12 protein-coding genes and 1 pseudogene are annotated in these 12,463 nt (G+C 45.2%); 3 read left to right on the forward strand and 10 right to left on the reverse strand.

Annotated features, from left to right (window positions below; genetic code table 11):
- The first annotated feature begins 12 nt into the window (after positions 1-12).
- The gene (locus GQR42_RS17255; protein WP_158200889.1) at positions 13-534 is read left to right on the forward strand and encodes an SH3 domain-containing protein; all 522 of its coding nucleotides are present in this window, start codon (positions 13-15) and stop codon (positions 532-534) included.
- Between the two features lie 193 nt (positions 535-727).
- On the opposite strand, the gene GQR42_RS17260 is transcribed toward GQR42_RS17255, so the two are convergent.
- From GQR42_RS17260 to GQR42_RS17280, 5 genes are all read right to left on the reverse strand, one after another.
- Positions 728-1,201, reverse strand: a complete 474-nt coding sequence (locus GQR42_RS17260; protein ID WP_158200890.1) for a phosphate-starvation-inducible PsiE family protein — start codon at positions 1,199-1,201, stop codon at positions 728-730.
- A 261-nt stretch (positions 1,202-1,462) separates the two neighbouring features.
- Positions 1,463-2,302, reverse strand: coding sequence for a nitrate ABC transporter ATP-binding protein (locus tag GQR42_RS17265; RefSeq protein ID WP_158200891.1), 840 nt, complete (start codon positions 2,300-2,302; stop codon positions 1,463-1,465).
- A gap of 79 nt (positions 2,303-2,381) precedes the next feature.
- On the reverse strand, positions 2,382-4,400 hold the full coding sequence (locus tag GQR42_RS17270) for an ABC transporter ATP-binding/substrate-binding protein (RefSeq protein ID WP_158200892.1): 2,019 nt from the start codon (positions 4,398-4,400) through the stop codon (positions 2,382-2,384).
- A 69-nt stretch (positions 4,401-4,469) separates the two neighbouring features.
- Positions 4,470-5,300, reverse strand: a complete 831-nt coding sequence (gene ntrB / locus GQR42_RS17275; RefSeq protein WP_158202504.1) for a nitrate ABC transporter permease — start codon at positions 5,298-5,300, stop codon at positions 4,470-4,472.
- 112 nt (positions 5,301-5,412) lie between these two features.
- Positions 5,413-6,771 carry a CmpA/NrtA family ABC transporter substrate-binding protein gene (locus GQR42_RS17280; RefSeq protein ID WP_158200893.1) on the reverse strand — a complete coding sequence of 453 codons (1,359 nt, stop codon included), beginning with the start codon at positions 6,769-6,771 and terminating at the stop codon, positions 5,413-5,415.
- Between the two features lie 448 nt (positions 6,772-7,219).
- On the opposite strand from GQR42_RS17280, the gene GQR42_RS17285 reads away from it, so the two are divergent.
- Positions 7,220-8,305, forward strand: coding sequence for a molecular chaperone DnaJ (locus tag GQR42_RS17285; protein WP_158200894.1), 1,086 nt, complete (start codon positions 7,220-7,222; stop codon positions 8,303-8,305).
- A gap of 222 nt (positions 8,306-8,527) precedes the next feature.
- Here the strand turns inward: GQR42_RS17285 and GQR42_RS17290 are convergent, their stop codons facing one another.
- From GQR42_RS17290 to larE, 5 genes and pseudogenes are all read right to left on the reverse strand, one after another.
- A complete protein-coding gene (locus tag GQR42_RS17290; protein ID WP_103112640.1) occupies positions 8,528-8,926 on the reverse strand; it encodes a type II toxin-antitoxin system VapC family toxin in 399 nt (132 codons plus the stop codon).
- Complete coding sequence (locus tag GQR42_RS17295; protein ID WP_158200895.1) at positions 8,926-9,162, reverse strand: CopG family transcriptional regulator; 237 nt, start codon at positions 9,160-9,162, stop codon at positions 8,926-8,928. The genes GQR42_RS17290 and GQR42_RS17295 overlap by 1 nt, the downstream gene beginning before the upstream one ends.
- A gap of 150 nt (positions 9,163-9,312) precedes the next feature.
- Positions 9,313-9,579 carry an HNH endonuclease gene (locus GQR42_RS17300; protein ID WP_158200896.1) on the reverse strand — a complete coding sequence of 89 codons (267 nt, stop codon included), beginning with the start codon at positions 9,577-9,579 and terminating at the stop codon, positions 9,313-9,315.
- 414 nt (positions 9,580-9,993) lie between these two features.
- A pseudogene (locus GQR42_RS17310) lies at positions 9,994-10,875 on the reverse strand (formylglycine-generating enzyme family protein); the annotation flags it as partial.
- Positions 10,876-11,154: 279 nt separating this feature from the next.
- Entirely contained in the window at positions 11,155-11,964 is an 810-nt protein-coding gene (larE, locus tag GQR42_RS17315) for an ATP-dependent sacrificial sulfur transferase LarE (protein WP_158202505.1), read from the reverse strand.
- Positions 11,965-12,137: 173 nt separating this feature from the next.
- On the opposite strand from larE, the gene GQR42_RS17320 reads away from it, so the two are divergent.
- The gene (locus GQR42_RS17320; protein WP_158200897.1) at positions 12,138-12,452 is read left to right on the forward strand and encodes a DUF433 domain-containing protein; all 315 of its coding nucleotides are present in this window, start codon (positions 12,138-12,140) and stop codon (positions 12,450-12,452) included.
- Positions 12,453-12,463 lie beyond the last annotated feature (11 nt).

The following is a 12,463-nucleotide window of genomic DNA, read 5'->3' on the forward strand; positions in this document are numbered from 1 at the left end:
TTTAGCACCAATATGAAGCGTTTATCTGGTTTATTGCAATTTATGGTCGGTTTTGTCCTGGGAGTGGCGATTTTGGTCGGTGGGGCTACTGCTGTCGCCTATATGCTGCTCTCCGGTATGAATTCTAATCCTCCTAAACCCGTCTTTACCGAGGAGAAAAAAGAGGAAACTAAGGAGGAAAAAACCGCCGTCAAACCTTCTCCCACCGCTACTACTCCCGTCCCAGAACAACCCCAAGCTGAGGTGAAAGAGTCTCCCACAGCTGCACCAACAGCAAAAGCTGCCCCGAAACCCAGTCCCGAAGCAAGAAAAAGAGAAACCACATCGGAGGGTTATCAAGCGCGGGTTACATGGCAAAGCGGTTTAAGTCTGCGCTCTCAACCCACCAGTGAATCGACTCGTCTCGGCGGTCTGGATTATAATACCAAGGTCAGTGTGGTGGGAACCAGCAGCGATGGCCAATGGCAGCGCGTGCGTCTGTCCGATGGTCGCGAAGGTTGGATTAAAGCGGGTAATATTTCCAGAGTCCAGTAAATATTTGGAAGGGTTAGGTTTTCTAAATCTACCCCTTTCCCTAATCAGTAAATCCGTTGAGTAACGCACAGAAAACGGGTTTCTCCGAGAAACCCGTTTTCTACTCATGCAATAGGCACTCTTGCAATAGATAATCAGTCTTTAATAATCGAATTTGGTGTGATTAATTCTGTCTGGTTACTTAATAACTGCTTCAAGAACGATTATCGCGATTAACTTTTCTGATTAACCAATAACTTGCCGCTAAAGCTAAGGTTCCCACGGTGAGGGCAATTAAATCATCTTTACTGTATTTATTGGGATCGAAAATAATAATTTTTCGAGAGATGGCAATCAGGGCAGTAACTACAACTAATTCAACCTGTACGATGTGTTTTCTTAGGTAAGCAGTGACGTTTTCTAATAACTCTAAGGCAATTAAAATATTGAGAAATAATCCGAAAATTTCAATTAAAGTTTTGCTAAAAAAACCGATGGGTTCCGTAGTAAATAAATCTTGGATTAGGATAACTACTAGATCATAAAGAGAAACAATAATAACAACAATTAAGGCTACGGATAAAACCTTAGAAACTAAGTTTTCAATGAGATGAATCGACTTCATGAAATTTTCATCGCGCCATTGTTGACCAAAATTGATAATTAGTTTCCGTATCTGTTTGAGCATGATTGATTAAGTAAAAAGTAAAAATTATTATTGTATTTGATTGCTAATTGTTCTATTTAGTTGACAAGTAAGCTGATCCCCCCTTAATAAGGGGGGTGCTGATCCCCCCTTAATCCCCCCTTGACAAGGGGGGTATCTGACAATTTTTAACATCTATCTACTTAAAAATGATTTTACTTGAAGAAGGCTTCCCTAGAAAAAAAATCTAGGTGCGATCGCTTTTAAGTCAACCGCACCCCAAACTAATACAAATGCTCGCATCTAGCTGACATCATCGTGAGCGAAACGATTATAGAGGAAGTCGAGGGCATAGTTACGCAGACGATAATATTCAGGATCCTCCATAATTCTCTCCCGATCGCGGGGACGGGGGAAAGGAATATTCATCACTTCGCCGATTTTCGCTTCTGGTCCATTGGTCATCATTACCAGCTTATCAGCGAGGAAAAGAGCCTCATCGATATCGTGGGTAATCATCAACACCGTACAGCGTTTATCTTGCCAGATTTTCAGCAATTCTTCCTGTAATTCCTCTTTGGTAATCGCATCCAACGCGCCGAAAGGTTCATCGAGAATCAACACTTCCGGACGGATAGAAAGGGCCCGAGCAATCGAAACCCGTTGTTTCATCCCCCCGGAGATTTGGGGAGGGGTTTTGTCCATAGCTTCGGTTAAACCCACCATAGCTAAATGTTCGCGCACGATCGAGCGTTTTTGCGCTTCGGTCGCATTGGGAGACACCGCATCTACCGCAAGATAGACATTTTCAAAAACGCTTAACCAAGGCAACAAAGCATAGTTTTGAAACACTACCATGCGATCGGGCCCAGGTTTAGTAATTTTCTTACCGTTAACTTTAACAATGCCATCGGTGGGAGAAGAAAAACCCGACACCATATTTAATAGCGTCGATTTACCGCAACCGGAGTGACCGATCACGCAGATAAATTCACCTTCATTGATGCTGAGATTAACATCCTTGAGGACGGTGTAGGGGCCTCTAGCAGTGGGATAAACCTTAGAAACTCCTTCAATGGTGACAAAAGCTTCTTTAGTGGGGGTCTGGGTTGCTCGGTTAATTGTCTCGGTGGTGGTGTACATGATTAGTCTTTGGGGGAAATTAGTTAATAGGGGCAATGACTGGGGATAATTGGCTAGGAATTATCCCCTTAGTCGATTTTTAGGCAATTTTGCGAGATTCGCCGGCACTAGGACGAGCATCAATAGCCACTTCGGCCATGGTGATGTTTTGTTTGATCTCTAAACTATTGAGATAACCGATCGGATCCTCGGCATCAAACTCGATACCATCGAATAAAAGAATCGGTGTGCGACGATATTTAATATCCCCTAGACCCAATTCCCGGGCCGCGGTACTAAAGACACCCACCCGACAGACGCGTTCAAGAATTTCTACCCAGTTACGGGGGAAAGGAATGTGGCCCCAGCGCGCCATTTGGGTCATCATCCAGAGGTGTTCGGTACGACTGGGACGATTTACCCCTTCTCCATAGAACAGATGGTGTGCATATTCTTTCATCGGTTGATCGAGACTGCACGCGTAGGAGTTGGGATCACCCAGTTGGATATAATCGATATTGGTACTAAGATACTGACGACTGGCGAGGATTTGACGAATTTCTTCCTGATTCCCTTCCTCAGCACAGTAGCGACAACCTTCCAGCAGTGCTTTGACTAAAGCGACATGGGTATTAGGGTATTTATTGGCCCAATCTTCCCGGACTCCCAGGGCCTTACCCGGGTGGCCCTGCCAGATTTCTAAGTCGGTAGCGACGGTGTAACCGATACCTTCCATGGCGGCCCGTAGATTCCAGGGTTCACCGACACAGTAACCGTCAATACTGCCGGTTTTCAGGTCAGCTACCATTTGGGCCGGGGGAATAGTTTCGAGGTGAACATCTTTATCCGGGTCAATACCAGAGGCCGCTAACCAGTAACGCAGGAGCAAATTGTGCATGGAGGAGGGGTGAACCATGCCAAAAATATGGCGCTGCTCCCGGGATTCCAATAGCATCTGTTTTAAAGCATTACCGTCAATCACTCCCTCGTCATAGAAGCGTTTAGCGAGGGTGACACCGTTACCGTTACGAGTCATAGTCAGGGCGCTGACAATCGGCAAAGGTTGATCCTGATAACCACCGACGGTTAACCAGGTGGCCATTCCTGAGGGCATTTGCGCCCCGTCGAGGAATCCCCCTGCGATCCCGTCCACAATGCCCCGCCAACTGGTTTCCCGGACCAAATTCACCTCATCTAGACCATGTTTAGTAAAGAATCCCTTTTCTTTGGCCACTGCTAGGGGCGCGCAAGCGGTGAGGGGAACAAAACCGATTTCTAGATTGACTTTTTCTAAACCGTGACGGGCAATAACTTCGACTTTGCGAGCGCGTAGTTTTTTGATCCGTTTTTGTTGGTTGAGGAAATAGATAATTTCGCTCCGGAGACTGTAGTAACTGGGGTGTTCTACCACTTCCATGCGTTTGCGGGGACGGGGGATATCTACTTCCAAAATACCGCCAATTTTTGAGCCGGGACCGTTGGTGAGCATGACGATGCGATCGGATAATAACACCGCTTCATCCACATCGTGCGTCACCATTACCGAGGTCATTTCGTATTCTTCGCATAGTTGCATTAACTGTTCCTGTAGATTACCTCTAGTCAGGGCATCTAACGCGCCAAAGGGTTCGTCTAAAAGCAGCACTTTCGGACGGATGGCTAGGGCGCGAGCGATCGCTACCCGTTGTTTCATCCCCCCCGATAATTCGTTGGGACGTTTATCCACTGCATGACGAAGATTGACCAGATCGATATATTTTTCGACTTCGGCTTTTCTTTCATCTTCTGATAGTTGGGTGAGAACTTGATCGACGGCGAGGGTGATATTTTCTTTGACGGTTAACCAGGGCAAAAGGGAATAGTTTTGGAAGACTACCATGCGATCTGGCCCTGGTTTTTTAATGCTTTGACCTTGCAAAGTCACCACTCCTTCCGTGGGCAAATCTAAACCGGCGATCATGTTTAAGAGGGTGGATTTTCCGCAACCAGAGTGACCGATAAGGGAGATAAATTCCCCTTTTTTGATCTGTAAATCGATCCCTTTTAAGGCCACATATTCACCGCCACCACTGAGGGGGAAGACTTTATCAATGTTATCGACAGCAACAAACAAACTCATGGTTTTTTCTCCTTAAATTGGCTCAAGTTTTAGTTATTTAGAAATGGGGAAATTTTCCCCATCAATTCCCTATTGACGAACGATTTGAGTTTGCAACCAAGCCATAAAGCGATCGAGTAATAAACCCACACCACCGATATAAAACAGAGCGAGAATAATATCACTTATGTAGTTATTTTGGTAGGCATCCCAGATAAAGAAACCGATACCGACGATACCCGACATAACAATTTCAGCCGCAATAATCGCTAACCAAGCTAAACCGATCGCAATTCTCAAACCAGTGAAGATGTAGGGAAGTGCCGAGGGAATTAATATCTTGAAAAAGAATTTTTTGCTGGACAATTGCAAGACTTGTTTAACGTTGATATAGTCCTGGGGAATTTGTTGGACACCCACAGTGGTATTAATCAAAATCGGCCAAACTGCGGTAATAAAGATAACGAATAAAGCCGCGGGTTGGTTTTGTTGTAAAGCGGCCAAAGATAGGGGAACCCAAGCGAGAGGAGGAACTGTTCTCAGGAATTGAAAAAGGGGATCGAGTGCCTTATTTAAGAAAGGATTTAAACCGACCATAATCCCCACTCCAATACCCACCACTGCGGCAAAAAAATAACCGATTAATACCCGTTGGAGACTCGCTAAAGTTTGCCAGAATAGTCCCTTATCAATGCCCCCACGATCAAAGAAAGGATACATTAAATAAGTACGAGTCCGTTCATTGGTGATTAGGTCGGATGGGGGGGGTAATTTGATTAATCCCAGCATCGAGACTAATTGCCAAACAATCAGAAAACCCAAGGTACCGATAATAGGGGGAAGAATATCTTGGGAATGCTTTTTCCAGAATTTACCGAAGTTGAAACCACCTTTACCTGTTCTGCTGACGCTACTTGCCATTTTGCCGTTTTCCTTTGTTGAAGATAAAGTTACTTGATTGGGGAGAGAAGAAAACACTTTTGAGATTAATAGACTAGATTTTTTATGCACCTAACCTATCGGGAAAAACTCGCTATTTTTTAATCTCCAAACTATCGAGATAAGCTTGGGGATTGGCGGGGTCAAAAGTTTTGCCATCAAAGAATTTTTCGACACCGCGGGAGGTACTGGTGGGAATATCGGCCGCGGGAACTCCTAATTCCGTGGCTGCCGCTTTCCAAAGCTCCTCGCGGTTAACTTTGTCGATTAATGCTGAGGCAGTGGTTAAAGTTTCTTTCGGCAAGAAACCCCAACGAACACTTTCGGTTAAAAACCAGAGATCATGACTCTTGTAGGGATAGGAAACGCTACCAGCAGGATCTTTCCAGTAGAAAACCCCTTTATTTTTGTCGGTGATTTCCGGTTTACCGTCACCCATTTTCTGTATTCCTTTGAGGGGACCGGCGATAAGTTCTTCTTTGAGGTTGAAATAAGCCGGTTTAGCGAGAATTGCCGCCGCTTCTGCTCGATTTGCCTCTTGATCTAGCCATTGCTGCCCTTCCATGACTGCTTTTAACACCGCTTTGGTGGCTTTCGGGTTTTTATCCACCCAATCGGCGCGGATAGCGAGGTATTCTTCCGGGTGATAGGGCCAGATTTCTGCGGTTAAAGCTGACATAAAACCGATCTGATCAGCCACAATTCTCGCCGGCCAAGGATCGCCGGTACTAAACGCATCCATGGTTCCCGTTTTCATGTTGGCCACGGTTTGGGCTGCGGGTACGGCAATTAGGTTAATATCCGTATCGGGGTTAATACCACCGGCGGCTAACCAGTAACGAATCCAGAAGTCTTGGTTAGCTTTCGGGAAAGTATAGGCAGCTTTGAAGGGAGTTCCCGTCGTTTTCATGCCGAGGATGTAATCTTTGGCGGGTTTCAGGTCTAAACCGATATTTTTGCCCTCGTGTTTACCTGCGATCGCAATTCCGTTACCCTGGGTGTTTAACTGCGCTAACACATACATGGGGACTTTAACGTTATTTTTGGTGATTAGTCCCTCGGAAATTAGGTAAGGCATGGGCATTTGCCACTGTCCTCCGTCAATTCCGCCCGCATCTGCACCAATTTCGACGTTATCCCTAGCGGATCCCCAGTTTGCTTGTTTGGAGACTTCCACATCGGGCATCCCGTGTTTAGCGAAAAAGCCTTTTTCCTTGGCAATAATTAAAGGTGCGGCCTCAACAATAGGAATATAACCTAATTTAATTTTGGTGGTTTCGGGGGCCTCTCCGGGAGCCACCGCTACGGGAGAGGCTGCTGGGGAAGCGGGCGCGGTGGTGGTGGTTCCACCCGTACTGTCGGGGGGATTACCCACACAACCTTTCAGGACAACAGCCCCTGCCGCTGAAACTGCCGCCGTGGTTAAAAATTTCCGTCTCGAAAAATTTGACATAGAATCTCCTACCTGCTTACTAAAGCAAGTATGTGTGCTGAATTATGGGTAAAGGAATCCCTCGCTAAACTTTCCCTCTAGCCCGTGCTATAGAAATTTAGCTATGGAATATTGAGTCTCAATTGAACTTACTAAATAAGTCTAGCGGAATTTGGAAAAAATAATTAATCTGAGCGAGAATTTTATTTACAAAAATTTAATTCGATTGATAAGAATTAATTAAGACCATTGATATATCTAGTTTCTAGGCACTTAAGCCCGTCTGTGGACTTGGGGTGATGGGGAGGTTGGGGGAGTGGGGAAGTGGGGAGGTTGGGGAAGTGGGGAGGTTGGGGAAGTGGGGAGGTGGGGAAGTGGGGAGAAACAATAAAATGAGCCAAGGGTGAGTTTTAGGAATGCGGCTCCTTCCGGCTTGGTAGAATGGACAATATGCTTTCACCCCAAAGTAATGACCAGATCTAAAAAGCCGAAATCACCGAACTGCTCTGATTCGCCCACCTCACCTTCCTTGGCTCTCTCTTCCCTACATTTTCGTCTCCAAGCTTTAGAGGAGGAGCATCAGTGGCTCCTCAAGCAGATTGCCAGAAAACGCACCGAACTGAAGAAATTCCTCGACCAAATGCGTTCCTTGGCGACGGAGATTTTCCAGAGAGGGCAACCCCTCTATCAAAAACTTAGCGACCTCGACAGCGAAATACACGCCCTTTTTGACGAAATCCTCACTGCGAGAAAATTGGGGCAGCAGACGAAGAAAAGCATTCTCGGAATTTACCAGACACTTCAGTTAACGGGGGTGATTAGCCCAAAATTTGAGGATGGAGATGAAGAACTAGACGAACTTTTTGGAGACGAAGAACCAGAAGGATCATCGGAGCAATCCGCGCAGGATTTCTTCTCTGGGGGAGACTCATATAGCCGTCACGATGATGGAACAGAGCTATCACCTGAAAGCTCGCCTAAATCTCCTGAATCTAGACAAATACGCCGCACTTTCCTGAGAATGGCCGAGATTTTTCACCCCGACAAGGTTACAGACCCCGAAACTCGGATGCGTCACAACGAGATTATGAAGGAAGTCAACCGCGCCTATAAAGAGGGAGATATTGCCAAACTGCTAGAAATCGAACGACAGCATCAAATGGGGGACTCTTTCGCGGTTGAAGGCTCATCGGAAAGCGACCTCAAACGACAGTGCGAGAGGGTTGAAACCAATAACGAACTACTCAAAAAGCAATACGAGAACCTGAAAAGAGAACTGCGCTCGGTGCGAAATACTCCAGAAGGCGAGATGGTGAAGGCCAGTCGCGCTTGTGAGAAGGATGGCATCGACCCGATTGAGCAAATGCTAGAGGAGATGAAATTACAAGTTCAATCCACCGAAAAAATCTATAATTTTGTCCGGGACTTCCGCGATAAAAAGATAACGGTTAAAGAGTTTCTGCGCGGACCTGCCAGGAATATGGGCAGCAGCCCGGAAGAGATGGAAGAAATTTTTGAGCAACTTCTGGAGGAACTTTACAGAATTAGCCGTTGAAGAGAAAAAGCCAGTATTTAGGGTATGCTGAAAAAGTTTTTCGTGGGGGCTGAGTGTAGGGTTTTACCTAATTTTCAGGGAAAAAGTCCCTGAATTTTCCCCCCGATTATTCCTATATCTGGCACTTTTTGATTTTCAAAAAGTCTCAAAGTCTTAGCCAACAAGGTTTTTAGATTTATTCAGCAAACCCTATATATTCTCGAATTAGTTAGGCGATTAGCTTTAACGCCAATTTTCCCACGATAATCCTTGAATACGAGCAAATTCTTGGGGATTGGCCGTAATTAATTTAAGATTATGAGTAATCGCCGTTGCACCTATTAACAGATCGTAAGCACCAATGGGAGTCCCGGATTGTTTGAGAGCTGCTCTAATTTGAGCGGCGCAAATGGCTTCTTGATTGCCAAAGGCAAGAATTGAGATAGAAGCAAGAAATTCGTCAAGAATGGGTCTTATTTTCTTTGCCTTCGCTGGATTAAGAAATAGTCCATATTCGATTTCCATTAGAGTTATCGCAGAAACGGCAATTTCCCTAGGAGAGTGATTTTTGATCTGCACTAGAGTGTTGCTATCACCTTTGACAAAATCACTAATCGTACAAGTATCGAGTAAAACCAGCACTAAATCACCTCATCTTCTCTAGGTGGGGAAAGTTCCTCTCTATAAGCTTCAAAAATAATACCATCACTTACCCCTTGAAAATTAAGGATAGTTGACGACCATTGCGACTGTTCTTTTGTGGTAATTAAAAGCTGTATTGCTTCTCGAATCAAAGCATTCTGGGATTTGCCTGTAGAGCGAGATAAAGCCTGTAGTTGCTGACTTAATTCCTCTTCCAGATAAAGATTGAAGTTCATAACTTAAATTAAGCAAATAAGTAGCTGGTTATAATTAAATGAAAAATGGACTTTAGGTTCGATCCCCCCTGCCCCCCTTGATAAGGGGGGTGCCGGTAGGCGGGGGGATCCCCCTTGATAAGGGGGCATCTGATAATTTTTAACGCCTACCTACTTAATTTGCTGGCGTGGGTTGAACAGTGAAGCTTCTGCCTCGGTTTCTGGGTCAATCCCCGTTGTGAAGTTATAACGCCTTTCATTGCAACGACGACAGGCTAGGGCGAGGTTGTCCAGCGTATCGCTACCACCGAGGGATTGGGGTTGAATATGGTCGATCGAAAGAGGGGCGGAACTGAGGAGTTCGGGATAGTGACAGTATTCACACCGGAACCTAGCGCGTTGTCGAACAATATGGTAGAGCGATTTAGGAATGACCATTTACTCTGGCGGCAATGACAGCGTTGATGTAGCTGAAAATTTGGTCGAGTTCGCCAATCGCTTCTAGCTCAAGGACTTCCTCCGGGGTGAGATCATCAGCTTTTTTTTGTCAAGAAGCGTCTGCATCCGATCGCCCAGTTCATCTGTAAATTTGAATAGGGTGAGATTATTAATCTGTTGCACCCGCAATCCTTTGGGAATCAGGCCAGAGGGTTTGACAAGAGCGCTCATGGTTCTAGCTGGCTTTTTGATCAACTTTACTACCCATAATATCACACCACCTTCCCAACTGATAACCGATAACTCTTTCATTGCCTTAATAAAATTTAACATTAACGCCATTTTCCCCAAAAAATCGACCCGCCTAAGGGCGGGAAAGAAAGGAAAAGAGAAAAAAATAGGGAATGAGGGTAAACTATCGGCGCACCATTCCCATACGTTCCCGTGCATATCGTAGAGTCCGAAGGCATTGGGCGGAAATTGCCCGACTGGGGTGGTTTTTTCTCGATATTTTCCTTTGGGTTCATTGGCGTAGGTATTACTGGCATCATAGTTGGCCAATTCTCCGGTAATAGTTTCCCCAAAGTAAAATGGGGTGGTTGTCCCCGCTCTACAGGCGTACTCCCATTCTGCTTCGCTGGGTAGCCGATATTCCTGTTTTGTTTCCCTTGATAGTCGTTTACAGAATTCTGTTGCTTGATACCAGTTGACTTTTTCTACGGGTAGCTCATTCCCTTGAAATTTAGAGGGATTTGTCTTTAGGTCGATGTCTATTTTAGCGGTTGCGGCGATCGCTCTCCCCTAGGCCTGGGTGATGGGATATTTACCCATAAAAAAAGGGGGGACGGTCACTTGATGTTGTGGTCTTTCCCTTCTATATCCTTCCCAATTAAATTTTTTCACCAGTCTTTCGATTTCCTCGTCTTCTGTTCCGATCGTGAATGTGCCTCCCGGGATGGCAACCATTTCTAGGGTGATGTCGTTGCCCAAATCTTCCCTGAAATATTGGGACTGTTTCCACTCTTTTTTAATTTGCTCACCCTTCGTATTTACTCCCACCACCTCAAAGTTAAATACTGATAACGGTTGTTTTGGCTCTTCCGGTTCAAGCTTGAATTGATGGATAATTGCTCTTTCTAGTTGCTCAAATCCGTCTTCTTCCCAATAATCAAGCCGGTGAATATCTCGCAGATTCAAGCCAACCTCTGCAAGTCGCAGATCAGGAATTTCCCATTCTTCTAACCTCATGGGAATAAAAAAAATTGTCCCCGGTAGCATCTCTCCCAAGGTATCAACCTTCCGGTTATTTTTCTTAACGAACGATCGAATGGCGAGCTACTTGACAGACCAGTAGATGCTCTGAAACTATGCAGGACCGCTGCTTGAGATATTTGTTGTTTAGCATTGTCTTTCACCATGTCCTCCTCATCTCTATCTTGATTCTCTCACTCCTGTTGGTGATTACTCACCTCTTTGGTCGCAATAAACCTATACCTGTAAGCTCCTCCCCTCTCCCTGCTCCCTGCTCCCCCGCAACGCGCACGAAGTGGTCTCCCATCTCCCATCACCTCACCCCTAGAGGACTCGATTAAGCTTGCCGCTTTGATAACCTTCTAGATCGAGGGTGACATAGATAAAGCCTAATTTTTGCAGATCAGCGACTAATTGGCTTAAATTTGTCCGATTAATAAAGTCGGGAATTTGTGCCGAGGGTAATTCAATCCGTGCTGTATCGCCGCTCGATCGCACCCGTAATTGACGATAACCTAATTTTCGCAGATAAATCTCCGCCCGTCCGACTCTTTGCAATTTCTCCAGGCTAATTTCCTCCCCGTAGGGAAAACGGGAACTTAAACAGGGTTGCGCCGGTTTATCCCACCAAGGTAAATTTAAGTAACGAGATAGTTGACGAACTTCGCTTTTTGTGATAGCAATTTCCGCCAAAGGTGAACGAGCGCCGCGCTCCCTAGCGGCCTGAATCCCGGGACGATAATCCCTTAAATCATCAGCATTAACGCCATCAATGACGTAGGAATAACCACGAGCGAGAGCAATGGGTTTAAGGGTGTCGTGTAGCTCACTCTTGCAGAAATAACAGCGATTAACGGGATTACTGGTGTAATTGGGGTTATTCATTTCCTCGGTTTCCACCAATTCGTGCCGAATACCGATATAATCGGCTTGAGCGATCGCTTCTTCTAATTCTTCCGGCAGTAGGGAAGGGGAAACCGCCGTAATTGCCAATGCTTGACTCCCTAGCAGATCATAGGCCACTTTGGCCACTAGGGTACTATCCACGCCCCCAGAATAGGCAATCAGAGCTTTTTCACTGGTTTTTAAGAGGTTTTGTAATTGTCCGAGTTTATCAAGTAATTGACTGTCCATGGCGGCGATTTTGGCAACTGGTTGAGGCAATGCGGTAAGTAGTAGTGCAAAATAAATTTCCTAGTCAAGATAGGCACTCATGCAAGAGGCAAGAGGTGGTTAGATATGTGTAATTAATTTTGCGTGCGCTACTTAGTATAATTATAAATGTGTTTTAGCTTAACCCTCTCTACATGACAACAACTCTCACAGACTATAAACATATTGCAATTGATCATCGGGGAGTACCAATAATTGCGGGTTCTACCCTGAAAGTGATTGATCTAGTTATGGCACAAATAGCTTACGGTTGGACTCCAGCAGAAATTCACATTAACCATCGTGATTTAAGTATGAGTCAAATTCACTCAGCATTAGCTTACTATTGGGAACATAGAGATGAATTAGATCAAGCTATCCAAGCTGATTTAGAATTTGCCCAAAAAATGCGAGAAAAAGCTGGAGATTCTCCCTTTGTTACCCGACTTAAAGCACAGGCAATAAAGTAGTGAATCTCAAA

It is taken from the genome of Microcystis aeruginosa FD4 (assembly GCF_009792235.1).
In the GTDB taxonomy this organism is placed as follows: domain Bacteria; phylum Cyanobacteriota; class Cyanobacteriia; order Cyanobacteriales; family Microcystaceae; genus Microcystis; species Microcystis viridis.